This window comes from Devosia sp. (assembly GCF_028290645.1).
In the GTDB taxonomy this organism is placed as follows: Bacteria; Pseudomonadota; Alphaproteobacteria; order Rhizobiales; family Devosiaceae; genus Devosia_A.
Window position 1 is genome coordinate 1 of sequence record NZ_JAQGJL010000153.1, and the last position, 18,549, is coordinate 18,549.

Here is an 18,549-nt window from a genome sequence, read left to right on the forward strand (position 1 = left end):
ATCACCGGGATCTTCTGCTGGCGGGCAGCGATGATGGCGCCGAGCATCGCCGCGATCTCGCGGCCGCCGAGGCGAGCAAGGATGGCGAGCGGGTCGGTGAGGGCGCCCTGATGGAAGGCGATAGCCCGGTCGACGGCATCGGCCTTGCGCCTGAGCCCCGCATCATCGACGCCGGTGCCGCGCCCGACCCAGTCCGCGCCGGTGCCGCCGAAGAGCGCAGTGTAGAGCGCCGCGGCGATCGTGGTGTTGCCGATGCCCATCTCGCCGATCGCGAGGAGGTCGGGCTTTCCAGCGATCGCCTCCATGCCATAGGCGATGGTCGCGGCGCACATCCTATCGTCCATCGCGGCTTGCCAGGTGATGTCGCCGGTGGGCAGGTCGAGCGCCAGCTCGAAGACGCGGAGGTTCAGTTCGTGCAGCGCGCAGATCTGGCTGATGGCGGCGCCGCCGGCGGTGAAATTGGCGACCATCTGCGCCGTCACCTCGCGCGGGAAGGCCGAGACGCCCTGATCGGTGACGCCGTGGTTGCCGGCAAAGATAGCGACCATCGGGTTGTCGAGCGTCGGGCTGGCCTTGCCCTGCCAGCGACCGAGGAACTCGACCAGGCCCTCAAGCTCGCCGAGCGAGCCCGGCGGCTTGGTGAGCTGGCGGTCGCGCTCGCGGATCGCGGCCACGGCGGCCTCATCACCCTCGGGGGCGATATGCAGCAGGTCGATGATGTCGGCGAAGGGGGACGCCATCGGATGACGACTCCGGCTGAGGGGTGCTAAGGGAGGCAAGCTTCTGGACCAATCGGCGGGCATTTGCAATTGAGCGACGATACGCCCGGATCACCTCCGCGGCAGGACAATCGGCCCCCACCGCAGCCCGAGCCGGAGCGGCAGTTCAGCGACGACCTGGTGATGGGCTTGAGGTTCTTCTCGCGGCTGCCCACCGGCGACCGCCCGTTCGAAAGGCCCAATCTCGATCGCATCGGGGTTGGACTCGCCTTTACCAGCCTCATCATAGGCTTCGGGCCGGCGCTGCTGATGATGCTCGCGGTGTGGATCGGCCTGCCGAGCTATTTCGCGGCAGCGCTCGGGGTTGCGGCGATGCTGGTGGTCACCGGCGCCCTGCCCGAGGATGCGATCGCCGACAGTGCCGATGGCCTCCTCGGCGGCGCGAGCATCGAGCGACGGCTCGAGATCATGAAGGACAGCCGCCACGGCACCTACGGCGTCGCGGCGCTCGGGCTCTATCTACTGCTGCGCGTCACGGCGATCGGCGCTGTGGCGGCGTACAACCCATTGGCCGCCGGCGGCATCTGGCTTGCCTCGAGCATCCTCGCCCGCTCGGGCTGCCTGTGGCTGAGCGTCGACCTGCCCAATGCTCGCGAGGGCGGCGCGTCGGCGGCGGTGGGACGGGTGTCAAAACGCGCCTTCTCCATCGGCATGGGCTTTGCCGTAGTGCTGGCCTTCGTTCTCGCCGCACCGTTCACCAGCGTCGTGGCGGTGGTCCTGGCGCTCGCCGCCGCCGCCGGTGTCGCGGCAGCCTGGACCGGGACCTGCCGCAGGTTGATCGGCGGGCAGACGGGCGACCTGATCGGGGCACTGCATGTGCTGATCGAGCTCGCCGTGCTGACCGTTCTCCTGATCTTCGCGTGAACGCCGCTTGAATTGCGCCCGTAGTGCACCATTATCGAGCTAGCGCCACGAAGGGGGCTTCATGCTGTTCATCGGTTTCGCCATTGTCATCGCCATCGGCCTGGCGCTGCTCGTCAGCGCCGATGCGGGGACCATGGTGGGTCTCACGCAGGACCAGTTCGGGCAGCTGATTCCGCTGGTGGGCATCCTCATTCTCGTCGCCGGCGGGCTGTTCGCGCGGCGGCACCGGTTCTCCGAGCTGCTCGGCAACCTCGTCCTGTGGGCCGGCATCTTCGGCGTAGTGCTGGTCGGCTACACCTATCGCGACGACCTGAGCGGGGTCGCGTCGCGGGTGTTCGGCGAGCTGATGCCGGGAGTCGCGGTGGTCGACAGCGAGCGCGGCACCGCCACCTTCCGCGGCGGACGCGACGGCCATTTCCAGATCACGGCCACCATCAACGGCGCGGATGTGCGCACCATCTTCGACACCGGCGCCAGCGCCGTGGTGCTGACCCAAGGCGACGCGCGAAAGGCCGGCATCGCCACCGATGCCTTGCGCTACGACGTCTCTGTCTCCACCGCCAACGGTACCGGCAAGGCCGCCAGCGTCCTGCTCGACCAGGTCGAGGTCGGGGGGATCGTGCGCAACAAGGTCCGCGCCTTCGTTGCCGATCGGGGCGCGCTCGACACCAGCCTGCTCGGCATGAGCTTCCTCGGGACGTTGAACAGCTACGGGGTGAGCGGCAATTCACTGGAACTGGTGGATTGAGCGGGTCATAGTTTCCCCGAAATCCCATCGGAGAGATTGATGCCCCAACGCCCCTACGACGAAGCCCTGCTGCGCCAATCCTTCGCCGTCGCCAAACGCTCCCGCGACGGCGGCGACCACCCGTTCGGTTCGGTGCTCGCGGACAAAAGCGGCAAAGTGCTGCGCGAACAGGGGAACGGGTATTCCTCGGAAGGCGGCGACCGCACCGCGCACGCCGAAAGACTCCTCGCCTCGTGGGCGGCCAGGAACCTCAGCCTCGAAGAGCTGAAAGACTGCACGCTCTATACCTCCGCCGAGCCCTGCGCGATGTGCTCGGGCGCCATCTACTGGGCCGGTATCGGCCGGGTGGTGTTCGGCCAGACCGAGCGGGATTTGAAGGCGCAGACCGGGGCGCATGAGGAGAACCCGACGCTCGACCTGCCCTGTCAGATCGTGTTCGAGGCGGGGCAAAGGCCGACGGAAGTCGTCGGGCCACTGCTGGCGGAGGAAGCGGCGCAGCTGCAGGCGGATTTCTGGGAGGGGAAGCGCTGAGGCATCGTGGCTCTCCGAGCCCTCATCCGCCCTTCGGGCACCCCGTCTCCACAAGGGGAGAAGGGAGGGGATGCCTCGGTCCTTCCTCCCCCTTGTGGGCAGGGCAGCGGAGCAGGACTTGGCTTTGCCAAGTCCGTTGCGTAGCTGGGTGGGGGTGCTCCACGCTCCGAGCGTCTGGCCACCGCCACCCTCTCTCCCTCCCACAAGGTGGAGTGAGACGACTGAGAGGTCGCTTCACCCGGCATCAGGCTGTCAGCTAAGCCGCCACCGACTCCCGCTCGCCCACCGCCTCATAAGCCCGCCACAGCACCTCAGGCCCTGCCCCGCGCTTCGCTGCATCGACGCTCAGGATCTGCCGGAACGTCCGCGCCCCGGGCCGCCCATTGGCCAGGCCCAGCATGTGCCGGCTGATGTTGTTGAGCCGTGCCCCCGCGGCGAGCTGGCGCTCGGCATACTCCGCCATCGCCGCGATGATCGCCTTGAGGTCCGGCACCGGATGCGCGTCGGCCAAGAACCGGGCATCGACCTCGGCCAGCAGCAGCGGGTCGTGGTAGGCGGCGCGGCCGAGCATCACGCCTGAGACATGCGCCAGGTGCGCGTCCGCCTGCTCCAGCGTCTCGATACCGCCGTTTATCATCACCGGCAGCGGCGCCAGGCGCTGCGCCAGACGGTAGACACGCGGATAGTCGAGCGGCGGGATGGTACGGTTTTCCTTGGGGCTCAGGCCCTTGAGCCAGGCCTTGCGGGCGTGGACGTAAAGCGCCTCGATACCGGCCCCGACCATCAGGTCGGCGAAGCGGTCGAGGCTCTGCTCGGTGTCCTGGTCGTCGATGCCGATGCGGCACTTAACCGTCACCGGCCGGTCGGTGGCGTCGCGCATGGCGCGGACGCATTCGGCCACCAGCTCCGGCTCCGCCATCAGGCAGGCGCCGAAGCGGCCGGACTGCACCCGGTCGGATGGGCAGCCGACATTGAGGTTGATCTCGGCATAGCCGAACTCTGTCGCGATGCGCGTCGCCTCGGCGAGTTCCGCGGGATCGGAGCCACCGAGCTGCACCGCAATCGGCTGCTCGACCGCATCGAATCCCAGCAGCCGCTCGCGCGGCCCGTGCACCACCGCGGCGCTCGTCACCATCTCGGTGAACAGCAACGCCCGCGCCGACAGGACCCGGTGCAGATACCTACAATGGGTATCAGTCCAATCCATCATCGGCGCCACCGAGAAGCGGCGGGCGGTTGCGAGGTCGTGTGCCATGGCCGGGAAATAGGGCATGCGGAGCAAAAACGCCAGCCGTCAACGGCATCTTGCGCGGCAGCCGGTAGCTGCAGGATCGGAGGTAAGCTGGCCGGTAGGCCTCATCCGCGCGGGGGTCTGACCCGCTCCGGAGCATCCAGGGCCTTTAGCAATGCGTCCAGCCGCGCCATGGTGTCGAGGAAGCTGCCGAGCTCGACGCCTTCATCCGAGGGCCTGCCGGCGATGGGCCTATTGGCGGCCTGCCCGGCTGCCGATGGGCTTCTCGGCTTCCGTTTCAGTCGCTTCTTCTCGAACTGCGCAGGGGCTTCCATCAAAGGTTGGGACCGTCTGCGTTTCGCCTGGCCGGCCTGCTGGGCCCGAACGCCGCCGGCAACAACTGACGAGGGGATTACCGCTACGGAGAGCAAAGGTGCAGAATTGGTCGGGTTACGCATGGACTCGCCTCACACCGGTACATAACAGCCAGGTAAAAACTGCCGCCGCGGAAGTGGTTCTAGGCTCGCCTCCGGCCTTCTATTGACCCTGTGGCAAACAACCAATTGCAGCTCGCAACCGGATACATCGTGAATCTGGCGATTTTGCGGAGCACGCCAAGGCGGTAGCCGCGATAGACATGGCGCCAAGTTCACAACGTAAAACGGTCATGACAGCTCTCTTCCAGCGGCAACTCCAATCTATTGCCCGTGCGAAGGGCGAAAAATGACAATAGACAGTTCCCGTCTGCAGCAATGCGTGGCCGCGCAAGCCTCAGTCCCGGCCGCGGCGGCGCCCCGCTGGCCTGAGCCTAGTGCCAATTTCGTCAGCATGCGGCGGGTCCCTCGTTGACTTCGTATGTGCGCTTATTATATGTGCGCTTATGAAATCGAACCTTGGATACAAGCAGCAGGCCCCGATGGGCTACCTGATCCATGAAGTGGCCCGGCTGCTGAAGCGGCGCTTCGAGGATCAGGCGCGCGTACACGGCATCACGCTGCCGCAATGGCGGGTGCTGGCGCAGATCGCGCTCAACGAGGGTATCACCCAGGTGGCGCTCGCCGCGGCGACGGACACCGATCCGATGACCGTCTCGGGCGTGCTCGACCGGCTTGAGAAACGCGGCCTGATCGATCGCTATGCCGACCCGACGGATAGCCGCGCCAAGCTGGCCCGGCTGACGCCCGAGGGCGAGCAGGTGTTCACCACGACCCGCACCGTCGGTTTCGCCATGTACGAAGCCGCACTCGAGGGCATTACGCCCGAGGAGCGCGAGATCGCAATCAAAGCGCTTTCGAGGATGCGCGACAATCTTATCGGCCAGACGGCCGAACTCGAGGAAATCTGATCATGAATGCCCGCGTCACCACCCCTGCCCCCGGCGAAGCCAAGCCGGTCTCGATCCCGGTCGCCGAAATGGCGAAGCCCGAGGCCGTGGTTGCGCCCACCCCTCCGGCAAAGAAGAAGCGGTCGGGCAGGCGCCTGGCGCTGATGCTGTCGGTGCCGGTGGTGCTGGCTGTCGGCGGCGGCTATTTCTGGCTCACCGGTGGGCGCTATGTCGATACCGACAACGCCTATGTGCAGCAGCCCAAGGTCTCCGTCTCCTCGGACGTGGCCGGCCGCATCGTTTCGGTCGCGGTCAAGGACAACCAGGTGGTGAAGGCCGGCGACACCCTGTTCGCCATCGACCCCGAGCCCTACCGGATCGCCCTCAGCCAGGCCGACGCGGCACTCGCCACGGCGCGGGTGAATGTCGAGCAGCTGCGTGTCGGCCTCGGCACGGCGACAGCCAAGCTCGACGCCGCCAAGGCGACCCTCGCCATCCGGCAGAAGGAATGGGACCGCAGCTCGAACCTGCAGAAGCAGGGGATTTCGGCGGAATCGGCACTCGACGACTCGCGGCTGGCGCTGCAGCAGGCGCAGTCCAACGTCTCGCTCGAGGAGCAGGACGTGGCCAATGCCACCGCCGCGCTCGGCGGCGATCCGAACGTCAGGACCGACGATCATCCGGCGGTCCGCGCGGCGCTCGCGGCGCGCGACAATGCGCAGCGCAACCTCGACAAGAGCACGGTCGTGGCGCCCGCCGACGGCATCGTCAGCCAAGTGGCGAGCCTCAATGTCGGCCAGTTCATCGCCACCGGCTCGACCATCGCGACGCTGGTGGAGACCGGCGACACCTGGATCGAGGCCAATTTCAAGGAGACCCAGCTCACCGGCCTGAGCGTCGGGATGCCGGCGGAGATTTCGGTCGACGCGTTCCCGGGCACCAAGCTCAAGGGCCATGTCGACTCGATCGGCGCGGCGACCGGTGCGGAATTCGCGCTGATCCCGGCGCAGAACGCCACCGGCAACTGGGTGAAGGTCGTGCAGCGCGTTCCCGTCCGCATCGCCGTGGACAACGCGGCCGGGGAGTCGCTGGTCAACGGCATGAGCGCCGTCGTCAGCGTCGACACCAAGCCGGAACTCTCAGCGCCGGAAGTTCAGAAGGCACTGTAGCATGGCCGCCGCCGCTCCCGCCGTTTCAGCACCCGCCGTGGTGGTGAAAAACAAGGGCCTGCTCACGGCCGGCATCATGCTGGCCATGGTGATGCAGGTGCTCGACACCACCATCGCCAATGTCGCCCTGCCCCATATGCGCGCCAGCCTCGGCGCGTCGCAGGACGAGATCAACTGGGTGCTGACCTCCTATATCGTCGCCTCCGCCATCGCGACGCCGCTCACCGGCTGGTTCGCGGATGCGCTGGGGCGCAAGAACCTCATGCTGTTCGCGGTCATTGGCTTCACCGCAGCATCGCTGCTCTGCGGCATCGCCACCAGCCTCGAGCAGATGGTGCTGTTCCGCGTCATCCAAGGGGTCTGCGGCGCGGTGCTCGCGCCCCTCGCGCAGGCGACGATGATGGACATCAACCCGCGCGAGAAGATGGGCCAGGCCATGGCGATCTTCGGCGCCGGCATCATGATCGGGCCGATCATCGGGCCGACGCTGGGCGGCTGGCTCACCGAGACGTTCAACTGGCGCGCGGTGTTCCTTGTCAACCTGCCGGTCGGCGCGCTGGCGCTGTTCGTGCTGTTCACGCTGATGCCCAAGGGCGAGATCAAGAAGCGGCCATTCGACTTCTTCGGCTTCGGCATGCTCGCCCTCGCCGTCGCCTCGATGCAGCTGCTGCTAGACCGCGGCCAGGGCGTGGGCTGGTTCGACTCGCCGGAAATCTGGCTCTACCTGATCCTCGCGATCTCGGGCGTCTGGGTGTTCATCATCCACTGCCTGTCGGCCAAAAATCCGTTCGTCGACCTCGCCATGTTCAAGGACCGCAACTTCGCCACGGGCCTGGTGCTGATCTTCGTCATCGGCATCACGCTGTTCTCGGGCCTCGCGCTGTTGCCGCCGATGCTGCAGAACCTGATGGGCTTTCCGGTGATCGAGACCGGTATCGTCATGGGACCGCGCGGCATCGGAACGATGGTGTCGATGATCCTCGTCGGCCGGCTGGTGTCGAAATACGACCCGCGCATCCTCGTAGTGGCCGGCACGCTGCTCACCGCCTACTCGATGTACATGATGACCCAGTTCGACATCGTGATGGGCACCGGCCCGATCATGCTCTCGGGCTTCATCCAGGGCATCGGCATGGGCCTCGTCTTCGTGCCGCTCAACACGCTGGCCTTCGCCACCATCGCGGCGCGGTTCCGGGTGGAGGCGACCAGCATGTTCAGCCTCATCCGCAATGTCGGCTCGGGCGTCGGCATCTCGATCGTCACTACGGTGCTGGCGCAGATGCAGTCGGTGAACCAGGCCGAGCTCGGCGAGCGGGTGACGCTCGATGCGGGACCAATCCGCGACTTCGCCGCCAGCCATGGCGGCTTCGCCAATGTGGTGAGCACGCTCAATGGGCTGATCGCGCAGCAATCGGCGATGCTGTCGTTCCTCGACGACTTCAAGCTGATGATGTTCGTCACGCTGATCTCGCTGCCGATCGTGCTGCTGCTCCGCCGCCCACCCCGCGCCGCCACCCCGATGACGCCCGAGCAACGGGCGCACGCGATGGGGGAATAGGGGCAACCGGACTCTTCCCCTCTCCCCTGAGGGGAGTGAGGGGTGCGATACTTTCAGGCCCGCGCTCCCTCGGCGTGGCACCCTGCGATGCCGCCAGATGGAAGTTGCGGGGCCCCTGCACCCCCAATCCGGCGCTACGCGCCACCTTCTCCCCTGTGGGAGAAGGGAACTCCCCTGCCCCCGGCGCATGCAAGCCCTGCTCCCCCGCCCGTTGGGCGCCGGCTGTCAGGCACTTACATATGCTGCGGGCGGTAAAACGGGGTCCGACCATGACCAGCTCAACTCACAAACATCGCGTCGTCGTCGTCGGCGGCGGCTTCGGCGGCCTCGCCGCGGTTCAGGCGCTCAAGGGCGCCAATGTCGACATCACCGTGATCGACCGGCGCAACCATCACCTGTTCCAGCCGCTGCTCTACCAGGTGGCGACCACCGCGCTCAGCCCGTCGGAGATCGCCTGGCCGATCCGCATGCTGCTGAAGAACCGGCCGGAGGTGACGACGCTGCTGGGCAACGTCACCGGCATCGACAAGACGGCGCAGATGGTCAAGCTCGAGGACGGCGCGAAGGTGCCGTTCGACAGCCTGATCATCGCCACTGGCGCCCGGCACGCCTATTTCGGTCACGACGACTGGGAGCCCTTCGCCCCCGGCCTCAAGACGCTCGAGGACGCCACCGCCATGCGGCGGCGCCTGCTGCTCGCCTTCGAGGCGGCAGAGCGTGAGATCGATCCCGAAAGGCGCGCCGCGCTGCTCACCTTCGCGATCATCGGGGCGGGACCGACGGGGGTCGAGCTCGCCGGCGCGATCATCGATCTCGCCCGCACCTCGCTCAGGAACGAGTTCCGCTCGATCAAGCCTGAAGAGGCGCGCGTCGTCCTGATCGAGGCCGGTCCGAAGGTGCTCGCCAATTTCCGCGAAAACCTCTCGGTCTATGCCAAGGCGGCGCTGGAAAAGCTTGGCGTCGAAGTGCTGCTCAACCAGCCCGTTACCGGGGTGACGGCCGACACTGTGCGCTTCGATGGCCAGGTGCTCCACGCCAGCACCATCATCTGGGCGGCGGGCGTGCTCGCCTCGCCCGCGGCCAGGTGGCTCGACGTCGAGGCCGATCGCGCCGGCCGCATCAAGGTCGAGCCGGACCTCACCGTTCCCGGCAGCCCGAACATCTTCGCCGTCGGAGACACAGTCACCGTCATGGCGCCCAACGGCAAGCCGGTGCCGGGGATCGGCGATGCGGCCAAGCAGGGAGGCAAGTACGCGGCGTCGGTGATCAAGGCGCGCCTCGAGGGCGAGACCGCGGGCCCCTTCCGCTACCGGCACGCCGGCGACATCGCCACGGTCGGCAAGAGCGCCGCGCTGATCGATTTCGGCTGGATCCAGCTCACTGGCGTGATCGGCTGGTGGACATGGGGGCTGGCCCACATCTACTTTCTTATCGGGATGAAGAACCGCATTTCGGTGGCCCTGAGCTGGCTGTGGATCTACCTCACCGGCCACCGCAGCGCCCGGCTGATCACCTGGGGTGAAGCGGGGAGCGGGAAGAAGCAGCGCACTTCAGGGGGCACCGACGGGTGATTAGGGGCTCCGCCCGCGTGTCTCCTGTTGCCTCCGGAGCTGACTCTGCACCAAGGCCGCTACGCGATGGCCTTGCGCTCCGGCAGCACGAAGCTTGCTACCAGCAAGGCCGTGATCGCCGCAGCAACCGGCAACACGGCGAGCCAGAACGCTCCCGCCTGGTCGAGGATGGCCCCGCCCAGCCGCGCAGCCAGCGCCACTCCTAGGTTCATGGCCGTTAGATTGAGCGCGAGCGCGAGCGCCGGCGAGCGGGGCACGATCGACGAAATCAGGCTTGACTGCGCCATGTAGAAGCCCCAACCCGTCAGCGCGATCGCCGGAATGATGACAAAAAGTGCGACGGCGCCGACGGTTGCCGGCAACGACCCTGCCGCGGCGAGGGCGGCGAGAAGAACCAGTTGGGCTGCTGCCGCGAGGATCGTGGCGCGACGCGCTCCGATGCGGTCGGCGATCCGCCCGCCCAACTGCGTTCCCGCGACAGCCCCGACGCCATTGGCAAGGAGCAGGAGCGGCAGCATCTGCGCGCCGAGACCGCCCGCGTATTGGGCGAGAGGCGCAATGAAGATGATCACCGTGAACTGTGCGAGCATGAACAGGAACGTCGACAGCAGCGCCACGGGAATGCCCGGCAACCCAATGACACTGAGCCGCTCGCGCAGCGTCACCTTCTCCCCGCGCACGCCACGCGGCAGGTTCCACATCAGACCGACGACGGCGATCAGCGCCAGCACCGCGATTGCCGCGAAGATGACCCGCCAGTTGTAGACCGAGACGACGAATGCGCCGAGCGGCACGCCGGCAAGCGCTGCCAGCGACTGGCCGCTCGTCACGACGGCGATGGTCCGCCCACGCCGCTCCGGCGGAGACATCGCAACCGCGGTCGTTAGCGCCATCGCCGCGAACAGCCCCACGCCAAGCCCGACCACGACGCGGGCCGCGATGAGGAGCGGCAGCGTCGGCGCCAGCACCATCAGCACCGCGCCGATGGCGAATGTCAGCTCCGCCCCGATCAGGACCTTCCGCCGCTCGATGTTGCCAAACAAGGTCGCGAGGATGGGCGTTCCGATCGCGTAGACCATCGCATAGGCAAAGGGGACGTACCCCGCTTCGCCCACCGTGATCCCAAGGTCCGCGCTGATCGAGGGGAGCAGGCTGCCGATTACAAAGCCGTCCGTACCGCTGATGAAGCCGGCCAGCACAAACCACAGAATCCGGGTGTCCACGACCGCTGCCCCTGTGCCAGCCCCGTGCGCGAACCCTAGCCTATTTGCACGGCCGGGGAAATCCTGAGGCGCACGCAGCAGTCGTCCCCCTGCAGGGGCGGGCGACAGGGGTGGGGATAGCAGCCACCGGCGGCTCGCCTGATCGCACGCGAAAAAGCCGGGTACCTCGCGGTACCCGGCCTTCATTCAAATCCCACTCGCCGGATCAGGCGGCCGAGATCTCGGTGACGGCGACCTTGCCGGTGCGGCGGTCTTCGCCGGTCTCAAACGAGACCTTCTGACCTTCCGCGAGGCCAGTCAGGCCGGCGCGCTGCAGCGCGGTGGCATGCACGAACACGTCCTTTGCGCCGCTATCGGGCTGGATGAATCCATAGCCCTTCTGGTCGTTGTAGAATTTGACGGTGCCCTTTTCCATCGGGTAGTCCCTCTTCGCAGTGATGTTAGTGGACAGAACAACTTTCGGTCACCCCGCCCGGGTCAGTCGAATTTTGGAAGTCCTTATCGTGCGCCTGACCGAGAGCGGGGGCATACGGCCGGATGTCAGCCAAATGTCGATGACAAATGAGATAGAGGGCGTCGCGCAAGTTGGCAAGGTGGCGACGCCATGACGCATCACGCCTTGGAAACGATGCGATTGGGCGACAGCCAATAGGGCGGTATGGCGCCCGCTAGATTGGAAAGCGGCAGGACCTCGGGCTTCAGGCGGATGCCGAGCACATCGCCCATGAAGGCGCGGCGCGCCTCGATACGGTTCCACACATCAGGGAAGCTTGACCGGAGCTCATCCCTGCCTTGCGCGTCGAGCAATGCGATGCCGTCCTCGATATTGGCGCCGTGATAAGGCGGGCCGGCGGCGGGGATGATGTCGACCTGCACCGCCTGTCCCGACAGGAACGGCTCGGTCGATCCGGGATAGACCTGGGTGTTCATCCATTCGTCGATATGGATCAGGTGACCGGGGTTCAGCACCAGCTTGAAGAACGGCGTATCGAGATGCCGGCGCGCCAGGGCGTCGAGCTCGCCGCCGGTGACGCCGATGCCGATGGTCTCATACCACTCCGCGACGCAGGCAAAATACGGGCCGGCGAGGCGGTCGACATAGTCCCGCGCATTCCCGGGAAGATCCGCTTCGTCCTCGGCCAGCCAGCCCATGCGGCTCGACAGCCCACCCCAGTAGCCGACCGCACTGGTCATCGGGTCGCCGCGCTTCAGCTTCCGGTCCGACGGGCTGTTGAGCCCGACCAGCCGCTCGCCGGATGAAAACATGGTGTGGCAGGAGTGCGGGAGTACGCCGAGGCGCATCTGCTGCACGGCTTCGAATTCGCTCATGCCCGGCCGGACGTTGGCGATCAGCGCCTTGATCGCCTCCGAGGCGGCCACGGCGCCGAACTCGAACTGGGCAATCTGGACGATCTCGTTGACGGCGCGGAGGCCGGTGATCGGGTGCATCAGCAGCGCGTTGGCGTTGACCACCCGCCCCTCCGGGCCGGCGATGTGGCGGAGCGTGTCGACGATATAGGACGGCGTCTCCAGCCAGGATTCGGGCTTGGCCGCCTCTGAGGGGCCGAAATACTTCCAGCCGAGCACGCCGATCCGCTGGTTCTGCTTGATGCCGGCGTGGTGCAGCACCTCAACCAGTGCCGGCGTCTTGGTGCGATCCTGGCCGAGGAGCCCGAACGGCGGATAGAGCCGCGCCTCGACCTCGATCGCGGCATTGTTGGCCCGCCCCAGATTTTCCGGACCGGTCAGCAGCGTCGGCGTGGTGTCAGGCGTGATCAGCAGCAGCGCTTCCTCGAAGCGCGGATCGAACCCGGTGAGGTAGCTGAGATTGGCGGCGTGCTCGCGGTCGGCGTAAACCACCAGCGCGTCGAGCCCGGCGGCCCGGCGCGCCCTGCCCAGGGCGGCGAAGCGTTCGACGTAAACGGAACGGTCGAGTTCGAGGCGCGTTTCGGGAATGCCGAAATCCGGCAGCTTGGCATCGATCAGGCGGAAAGCAGGCATATACGGGGTCCCCAGCCCGAAGGCGTTTCCATTTGCTTGTCTCGGAAACCGCGGCCGATTGCAATCGGCGCGGGAAAGAGTTGACAAGCGGCCACAACTAATTGCTATTAAGAACCATTCGCAATAAGAGATTGCCCACAGCAATGGTAACGCGCCGCCGCTTCACTGCCCTGGCCCTCTTAGCGCTGGCTGGGACGACGGCTTTGCCTGCCTTGGCCCAGGACAAGTTCAAGGTGGTGACGACCTTCACCATCATCGCTGACATCGCGCGCAACGTCGCGGGCGACGCGGCGGTCGTCGAGTCGATCACCAGGCCGGGGGCGGAGATCCACGGCTACCAGCCGGGGCCGCGCGACATCGTCAAGGCGCAGGATGCCGACCTGGTGCTGTGGAACGGCATGAACCTCGAACGGTGGTTCGAGAAATTCTTCGAGAACGTGAAGGACGTGCCGCAGGCCGTGGTCAGCGACGGCGTCGAACCGATGAGCATCGGCGAAGGACCCTACAGCGGCAAGCCCAACCCGCACGCCTGGATGTCGCCCGCCAACGGGCTGATCTATGTCGAGAACATCCGCCAGGCGCTGGGCCAGTACGACCCGGCGAATGCCGCGACCTATGATGCGAACGCCGCCGCCTACTCGGCGCAGATCAAGGCGATGGATGCGCCGCTGCGCGCCCGGCTCGAGCAGATTCCGGTGGAGCAGCGCTGGCTGGTCACCAGCGAGGGCGCGTTCAGCTACCTCGCCCGCGATTACCAGATGAAGGAGCTCTTCCTCTGGCCCATCAACGCCGATCAACAGGGTACACCCCAGCAGGTGCGCAAGGTCATCGACGCGGTCCGCGCCAACAAGATCCCGGTGGTGTTCTCCGAAAGCACCGTCTCCGACAAGCCCGCGAGGCAGGTCGCCAAGGAAACCGGCGCGGCCTATGGCGGCATTCTTTATGTCGACTCGCTCAGCGAAGCCGACGGCCCGACGCCCACCTATCTGAAGTTGCTCGAAGTTACCGTCGACACCATCGCCAAGGGGTTCGGGAAATGACCCTCACCGCCAATGTCCCGCACGAGTCCTGGAATCCGGTCCCGCAACCCAGCCTCGAAGTCGAGGGCGTGACCGTCGCCTATCCCAACGGCAACGTAGCGCTGCGCGATGCCAGCTTCGGGCTCGGGGCCGGCACCATTGCCGGGCTGGTCGGGGTCAATGGCAGCGGCAAGTCCACGCTGTTCAAGGCGATCATGGGGTTCGTGCAGCCGATCGCCGGCGAGGTGCGGATTGCCGGGATGCCGGTGCGCGAGGCGTTGAAGCGGAACCTCGTCGCCTACGTCCCGCAGGCCGAGGAGGTCGACTGGAATTTTCCGGTGCTGGTCGAGGACGTCGTGATGATGGGGCGTCAGGGCCATATGGGGTTTTTCCGCATCCCCTCGGCCAAGGATCGCGAATTGGTCGACCAGTCGCTCGCCCGCGTCGGCATGACCGAGTATCGCAAGCGCCAGATCGGCGAGCTGTCGGGCGGACAGAAAAAGCGCGTGTTCCTCGCCCGGGCGCTGGCCCAGCAAGGCCGCATCATGCTGCTCGACGAGCCGTTCACCGGCGTCGATGTCCAGACCGAGACGGCGATCATCGACCTGATGCGCGAGCTGCGCGGCCAGGGCCACCTGATGCTGGTCTCGACCCACAACCTGGGCAGCGTTCCCGACTTCTGCGACCAGGTGGTGCTGGTCAACCGCACGGTGCTGGCCGCCGGTCCCACGGCTGAGGTGTTCACGCAATCCAACCTCGAGCAGGCCTTCGGCGGCGTGCTGCGGCATTTCCAGCTCGCCGGCTCCGACCTTCACGACGACAAGGAGGATACGCGCCGCGTCACCGTGCTTACCGACGATGAGCGTCCGGTGGTGTTCTACGGCGAGAACGGCAGCAAGCCGGCCTCGCCCAGCAAGCCGCAGGACGACAAATGATCGAGGAACTGCTCGTCCCGTTCACTTACGACTACATGGTCAAGGCGATGTGGGTGTCGGCGCTGGTTGGCGCCGTGTGCGCCTTCCTATCGGCCTACCTGATGCTGAAGGGCTGGTCGCTGATCGGCGACGCCCTCGGCCATGCAGTGGTGCCGGGCGTCGCCGCCGCTTACCTCTTCGGCCTCCCCTACTCCGCCGGCGCGTTCGTAGCGGGCGGGCTCGCCGCCGCCTCCATGGTGCTCGTCCGGGCCAGGACCAAGCTCAGGGAGGACGCCGTCATCGGCATCATCTTCACCTCGTTCTTCGCGCTGGGCCTGCTGATCGTCTCGCTTAACCCCACCGCCGTAGATGTCCAGGCCATCGTCATGGGCAACATCCTCGGCATCTCGGATGGCGATGTCATCCAGGTGGTGATCATCTCGCTGGTGTCGCTGGCGATCCTCATCCTCAAGTGGAAGGACCTGATGCTGGTGTTCTTCGACGAGAGCCACGCGCGCACCGTAGGCATCAACCCGCGCGCCCTGCAGGTGCTGTTCTTCGCGCTGCTCGCCGCCTGCACCGTGGCGGCGCTGCAGACCGTCGGCGCCATCCTCGTCATCGCCATGGTGGTGACGCCCGGCGCCACCGCCTATCTCCTCACCGACCGGTTCCGGACCCTGCTGATCATTGCCGTGATCCTCGGCTCGGCGACGGCGGCGGTTGGCGCCTATATCAGCTTCTTTCTCGATGGCGCGACCGGCGGGGTGATCGTGTCGCTGCAGACGCTGCTGTTCCTCGTCGCCTTCTTCTTTGCCCCCAAGCACGGGCGTCTCGCCGCCCGCAGCCGGGCGCTGCGCGAAGCGGGAATGCCATGATGGATTGGCTCTACACCTTCATCGTCGAGCCGCTCTCCTACGACTTCATGCAGCGCGCCCTGCTGGTCGCCATCCTCGTCGGCGCGGTGTCGGCGGCACTATCGTGCTTCCTCGTGCTCAAAGGCTGGTCGCTGATGGGCGACGCTATCTCGCACGCCGTGCTGCCGGGCATCGTCCTCGCCTACGTCGTCGGCCTGCCGATCGCAATCGGCGCGTTCGTCGCCGGGCTCTTCGCGGCGATCAGCACGGGGTATCTCAAGGACAACAGCCGGATCAAGGAAGACACGGCCATGGGCATCGTCTTCACCGGCATGTTCGCGGTCGGCCTCGTGCTGTTCTCGCGCATCGAGACCGACCAGCACCTGAGCCACATCCTGTTCGGCGACATGCTGGGCGTCACCTGGGGCGACCTGATCGAGACCGCCGTCATCGCTGGCGTGACCCTGCTCATCGTCCTCACCAAGCGCCGCGATTTCCTGCTCTACGCGTTCGACCCGCAGCACGCCCGCGCCATCGGCCTGCCGGTGAAACTCCTGCACTACGGTCTCCTCGCCCTGCTCTCGATCACCATCGTCGCCTCGCTGAAGGCAGTCGGCATCATCCTCGTCGTCGCCATGCTGATCGCCCCCGGCGCCATCGGGTTCCTGCTCGCCAAGCGCTTCGAGACCATGCTGGTGATCGCCATGAGCGTCGCCATCGCCTCGGGCGTCCTCGGTACTCTGATAAGCTACAGTATCAACGGCGCGACGGGCCCGTGCATCGTGCTGATCCAGGCCGGAGTGTTCCTGCTGGCGCTGCTGTTCGCACCGGGGAGCGGTCTGTTGAGGCGGCGGGCTGCACCGGGAACGCATGCCGCGGGTTTGCCCATCGCACCCTAAAGGAGGTTCGAAAATGGCCGCACAGCACCCCGAACAGAACCAGAAGGGCGAGAAATGGTCCGCCGAGGTCACAGAGCATTCCGATGCGCTCGACCTCGAGAACGGCGTCTTCGAGGGCAGCGATCCCCAGGAGATCGCCCTCTCCCTAAAACGCTCCGCCGAGCGCAGCCGTCGCCGGAAATCCGAGCCCTACCAGTCCGCCATGTCGATGCTGACCTTCTACATCAACCGCGCAGGCAAGAACCTCAGCGCCAGCCACAAACAAGTGCTCGAGGACGCCAAGGACGAGTTGCGGAAGGTGTTCGGGCGGGAGGATTGAGCGGCGCCCACTCTCGATCAACGGAGCGGCGGCCCCGAGTTGCTTGACCTCATGAAACGACATGCACATGGTATGCGCATCTGCCCGGAGAGATGAGATGACCGCGGTCCGTCGCCCTGCAAATCTGACCCTTGATGGCGACCTGCTGGATGAAGCCCGCGCCTTGAACATCAACTTGTCCCGGGCGGCCGAGTCCGGCATTGCCCGCGCCGTCGCTGCCGAGAAAGCGGCCCGGCGATGGGCAGAAGAGAATGCTGACGTGGTGCGCAGCAACAACGAGTTTGTCGCCCGCCACGGACTTCCGCTCCGCAAATACCGCTCGTTCTAGATGGCGCAGTTCGACGTCTTCCGCCTGTCGGGTGGCGAGCTGGTGCTCGACGTGCAGACCGATTTGCTCGGTGCGTTCGACAGCCGCGTTGTGGTTCCGCTCTACCCGCCGGAACTTGCTCCCGTCCGGCACAAGCGACTCAATCCGGAAGTGACCATCGATGGGAGGCCATACGTGCTGGTCACTCAATTCCTGATCGCTATAGATCGCCCGGAGCTAGGGTTCCGGATAGACAACCTCGACCGCCATTATGACGAGATCAAAGCCGCCTACGACATGCTGTTGAACGGCTTCTAATCCTGCACCGCCATTTCCGTCACCACGCTCTTCGACAGCTGACGCTCGCGCAGCCAGATGTAGAGGCCGGAGGCGATGACGATTGGGGCGCCGATGAATATCCACATGTCGGGCGGCTGGTTGAACACCAGCCAGCTTGAGGCGGTCATGAAGATAATCTGCAGGTAGCCGAACGGGGCCAGTACCGAGGCTGGCGCATAGCGATGCGCCGTGGTGATCGACAGGTGCCCGATCAGGGCCGCGAGGCCGATGCCGAAGAACGCCAGCCAGCCAACCAGCTCATGCGGCCAGGTCCAGCCCCCCAACGAGAACGGAGCGATACAGACCGTCGCGGCGGCGGCAGCGTAGAACTGTTGCGTGGTGGTCGTGTCCACCCCGGCCAGCTTGCGCGTCAGCAGGTTGTAGAGCGCGCTGAACACCGCCGTGATCAGCGACAGTATCACCGCCGGATGAAACGCCTCGGTTCCGGGCTGAACGATCACCAGAACGCCGATGAAGCCGACCGCGATCGCGGCCCAGCGTCGCCACCCTACCGTTTCGCCCAGCATCGGGATCGACAACGAGCAGAGGATCAGCGGCATGGTGAACGAGATCGCGGAGGTGACCGTGAGCGGCAGGAAGGTCAGCGCCACGAAGTTGAACACGGTCGAGCCGAGGAGGCACAGGCCGCGGACAATCTCCAGCGGCAGGCTCCGGGTGGCGGTCAACGCGCGCGCGCCCTCGCGCGGCAGGAAGATCGCCAGTACCAGGGTCAGCTGCCCGGCATAGCGGACGAAGACCACCTCCATGGTCGGCAGGCCCGCCTGGGTCAGCAGCTTGGCGCAGCTGTCGATGATCGTATAGCAGAGGTAGCCGACCAGCATCAGGCTGATGCCGAGCAGGCGCCGGTCCTCGATGGGCTTGACCGCAGATGCCACCGC

General features: G+C 66.2%; 20 protein-coding genes. 14 read left to right on the plus strand and 6 right to left on the minus strand.

Going from position 1 to position 18,549, the window contains the following annotated elements; translation table 11 throughout:
* Positions 1-740 (minus strand): nicotinate-nucleotide--dimethylbenzimidazole phosphoribosyltransferase (locus tag JWQ89_RS08775; protein WP_299640186.1); only part of this gene is annotated, 740 nt, incomplete at its 3' end.
* Between the two features lie 69 nt (positions 741-809).
* On the opposite strand from JWQ89_RS08775, the gene JWQ89_RS08780 reads away from it, so the two are divergent.
* From JWQ89_RS08780 to JWQ89_RS08790, 3 genes are all read left to right on the plus strand, one after another.
* Positions 810-1,643: an adenosylcobinamide-GDP ribazoletransferase gene (locus JWQ89_RS08780; RefSeq protein ID WP_299640188.1), complete on the plus strand. Its 834-nt coding sequence runs from the start codon at positions 810-812 to the stop codon at positions 1,641-1,643.
* A gap of 61 nt (positions 1,644-1,704) precedes the next feature.
* The gene (locus JWQ89_RS08785; RefSeq protein WP_299640189.1) at positions 1,705-2,391 is read left to right on the plus strand and encodes a TIGR02281 family clan AA aspartic protease; all 687 of its coding nucleotides are present in this window, start codon (positions 1,705-1,707) and stop codon (positions 2,389-2,391) included.
* Between the two features lie 39 nt (positions 2,392-2,430).
* Positions 2,431-2,922: a nucleoside deaminase gene (locus JWQ89_RS08790; RefSeq protein WP_299640191.1), complete on the plus strand. Its 492-nt coding sequence runs from the start codon at positions 2,431-2,433 to the stop codon at positions 2,920-2,922.
* Positions 2,923-3,178: 256 nt separating this feature from the next.
* On the opposite strand, the gene dusA is transcribed toward JWQ89_RS08790, so the two are convergent.
* The gene (dusA, locus tag JWQ89_RS08795; RefSeq protein WP_299640192.1) at positions 3,179-4,195 is read right to left on the minus strand and encodes a tRNA dihydrouridine(20/20a) synthase DusA; all 1,017 of its coding nucleotides are present in this window, start codon (positions 4,193-4,195) and stop codon (positions 3,179-3,181) included.
* An 838-nt stretch (positions 4,196-5,033) separates the two neighbouring features.
* Here dusA and JWQ89_RS08800 point away from each other — a divergent pair.
* The 4 genes from JWQ89_RS08800 (at position 5,034) to JWQ89_RS08815 (ending at position 9,775) form a co-directional block, all read left to right on the plus strand.
* Positions 5,034-5,498 (plus strand): MarR family transcriptional regulator, encoded by a 465-nt coding sequence (locus JWQ89_RS08800; RefSeq protein WP_299640194.1) that lies wholly within the window; start codon positions 5,034-5,036, stop codon positions 5,496-5,498.
* Between the two features lie 2 nt (positions 5,499-5,500).
* On the plus strand, positions 5,501-6,646 hold the full coding sequence (locus JWQ89_RS08805) for an HlyD family secretion protein (RefSeq protein WP_299640196.1): 1,146 nt from the start codon (positions 5,501-5,503) through the stop codon (positions 6,644-6,646).
* A 1-nt stretch (position 6,647) separates the two neighbouring features.
* Positions 6,648-8,204 carry a DHA2 family efflux MFS transporter permease subunit gene (locus tag JWQ89_RS08810; RefSeq protein ID WP_299640197.1) on the plus strand — a complete coding sequence of 519 codons (1,557 nt, stop codon included), beginning with the start codon at positions 6,648-6,650 and terminating at the stop codon, positions 8,202-8,204.
* A 269-nt stretch (positions 8,205-8,473) separates the two neighbouring features.
* Entirely contained in the window at positions 8,474-9,775 is a 1,302-nt protein-coding gene (locus JWQ89_RS08815) for an NAD(P)/FAD-dependent oxidoreductase (protein ID WP_299640199.1), read from the plus strand.
* 59 nt (positions 9,776-9,834) lie between these two features.
* Here JWQ89_RS08815 and JWQ89_RS08820 read toward each other — a convergent pair whose 3' ends face one another.
* The 3 genes from JWQ89_RS08820 to JWQ89_RS08830 form a co-directional block, all read right to left on the minus strand.
* The gene (locus JWQ89_RS08820; protein ID WP_299640201.1) at positions 9,835-10,998 is read right to left on the minus strand and encodes an MFS transporter; all 1,164 of its coding nucleotides are present in this window, start codon (positions 10,996-10,998) and stop codon (positions 9,835-9,837) included.
* 205 nt (positions 10,999-11,203) lie between these two features.
* Entirely contained in the window at positions 11,204-11,413 is a 210-nt protein-coding gene (locus tag JWQ89_RS08825) for a cold-shock protein (protein WP_299640202.1), read from the minus strand.
* A 197-nt stretch (positions 11,414-11,610) separates the two neighbouring features.
* Positions 11,611-12,999 (minus strand): M24 family metallopeptidase, encoded by a 1,389-nt coding sequence (locus tag JWQ89_RS08830; protein ID WP_299640204.1) that lies wholly within the window; start codon positions 12,997-12,999, stop codon positions 11,611-11,613.
* Between the two features lie 143 nt (positions 13,000-13,142).
* Here JWQ89_RS08830 and JWQ89_RS08835 point away from each other — a divergent pair, with 143 nt between their 5' ends.
* The 7 genes from JWQ89_RS08835 (at position 13,143) to JWQ89_RS08865 (ending at position 17,629) form a co-directional block, all read left to right on the plus strand.
* Complete coding sequence (locus JWQ89_RS08835) at positions 13,143-14,039, plus strand: metal ABC transporter substrate-binding protein (RefSeq protein WP_299640206.1); 897 nt, start codon at positions 13,143-13,145, stop codon at positions 14,037-14,039.
* Positions 14,036-14,953 (plus strand): manganese/iron ABC transporter ATP-binding protein, encoded by a 918-nt coding sequence (locus JWQ89_RS08840; protein ID WP_299640207.1) that lies wholly within the window; start codon positions 14,036-14,038, stop codon positions 14,951-14,953. Before JWQ89_RS08835 ends, JWQ89_RS08840 begins: the two co-directional genes overlap by 4 nt.
* Positions 14,950-15,807 carry a metal ABC transporter permease gene (locus JWQ89_RS08845; RefSeq protein WP_299640209.1) on the plus strand — a complete coding sequence of 286 codons (858 nt, stop codon included), beginning with the start codon at positions 14,950-14,952 and terminating at the stop codon, positions 15,805-15,807. The genes JWQ89_RS08840 and JWQ89_RS08845 overlap by 4 nt, the downstream gene beginning before the upstream one ends.
* Positions 15,807-16,685 carry a metal ABC transporter permease gene (locus tag JWQ89_RS08850; RefSeq protein ID WP_299640232.1) on the plus strand — a complete coding sequence of 293 codons (879 nt, stop codon included), beginning with the start codon at positions 15,807-15,809 and terminating at the stop codon, positions 16,683-16,685. Before JWQ89_RS08845 ends, JWQ89_RS08850 begins: the two co-directional genes overlap by 1 nt.
* 13 nt (positions 16,686-16,698) lie before the next feature.
* Positions 16,699-17,004: a DUF3175 domain-containing protein gene (locus tag JWQ89_RS08855; protein ID WP_299640211.1), complete on the plus strand. Its 306-nt coding sequence runs from the start codon at positions 16,699-16,701 to the stop codon at positions 17,002-17,004.
* 97 nt (positions 17,005-17,101) lie between these two features.
* A complete protein-coding gene (locus tag JWQ89_RS08860; protein ID WP_299640212.1) occupies positions 17,102-17,332 on the plus strand; it encodes a type II toxin-antitoxin system CcdA family antitoxin in 231 nt (76 codons plus the stop codon).
* Positions 17,333-17,629, plus strand: a complete 297-nt coding sequence (locus tag JWQ89_RS08865) for a CcdB family protein (RefSeq protein WP_299640214.1) — start codon at positions 17,333-17,335, stop codon at positions 17,627-17,629. It abuts the gene before it with no gap.
* Here JWQ89_RS08865 and JWQ89_RS08870 read toward each other — a convergent pair.
* Positions 17,626-18,546, minus strand: a complete 921-nt coding sequence (locus JWQ89_RS08870; RefSeq protein WP_299640215.1) for a DMT family transporter — start codon at positions 18,544-18,546, stop codon at positions 17,626-17,628. The two genes, JWQ89_RS08865 and JWQ89_RS08870, sit on opposite strands and share 4 nt — an antisense overlap.
* Positions 18,547-18,549 lie beyond the last annotated feature (3 nt).

Coding starts and splice junctions, on each gene's coding strand:
- JWQ89_RS08785 (WP_299640189.1), top strand. CDS start 1,705: ATGCTGTTCATCGGTTTCGCCATTGTCATCGCCATCGGCCTGGCGCTG.
- JWQ89_RS08790 (WP_299640191.1), top strand. CDS start 2,431: ATGCCCCAACGCCCCTACGACGAAGCCCTGCTGCGCCAATCCTTCGCC.
- dusA (WP_299640192.1), bottom strand. CDS start 4,195: ATGCCCTATTTCCCGGCCATGGCACACGACCTCGCAACCGCCCGCCGC.
- JWQ89_RS08800 (WP_299640194.1), top strand. CDS start 5,034: ATGAAATCGAACCTTGGATACAAGCAGCAGGCCCCGATGGGCTACCTG.
- JWQ89_RS08805 (WP_299640196.1), top strand. CDS start 5,501: ATGAATGCCCGCGTCACCACCCCTGCCCCCGGCGAAGCCAAGCCGGTC.
- JWQ89_RS08810 (WP_299640197.1), top strand. CDS start 6,648: ATGGCCGCCGCCGCTCCCGCCGTTTCAGCACCCGCCGTGGTGGTGAAA.
- JWQ89_RS08815 (WP_299640199.1), top strand. CDS start 8,474: ATGACCAGCTCAACTCACAAACATCGCGTCGTCGTCGTCGGCGGCGGC.
- JWQ89_RS08825 (WP_299640202.1), bottom strand. CDS start 11,413: ATGGAAAAGGGCACCGTCAAATTCTACAACGACCAGAAGGGCTATGGA.
- JWQ89_RS08830 (WP_299640204.1), bottom strand. CDS start 12,999: ATGCCTGCTTTCCGCCTGATCGATGCCAAGCTGCCGGATTTCGGCATT.
- JWQ89_RS08835 (WP_299640206.1), top strand. CDS start 13,143: ATGGTAACGCGCCGCCGCTTCACTGCCCTGGCCCTCTTAGCGCTGGCT.
- JWQ89_RS08840 (WP_299640207.1), top strand. CDS start 14,036: ATGACCCTCACCGCCAATGTCCCGCACGAGTCCTGGAATCCGGTCCCG.
- JWQ89_RS08845 (WP_299640209.1), top strand. CDS start 14,950: ATGATCGAGGAACTGCTCGTCCCGTTCACTTACGACTACATGGTCAAG.
- JWQ89_RS08850 (WP_299640232.1), top strand. CDS start 15,807: ATGGATTGGCTCTACACCTTCATCGTCGAGCCGCTCTCCTACGACTTC.
- JWQ89_RS08855 (WP_299640211.1), top strand. CDS start 16,699: ATGGCCGCACAGCACCCCGAACAGAACCAGAAGGGCGAGAAATGGTCC.
- JWQ89_RS08860 (WP_299640212.1), top strand. CDS start 17,102: ATGACCGCGGTCCGTCGCCCTGCAAATCTGACCCTTGATGGCGACCTG.
- JWQ89_RS08865 (WP_299640214.1), top strand. CDS start 17,333: ATGGCGCAGTTCGACGTCTTCCGCCTGTCGGGTGGCGAGCTGGTGCTC.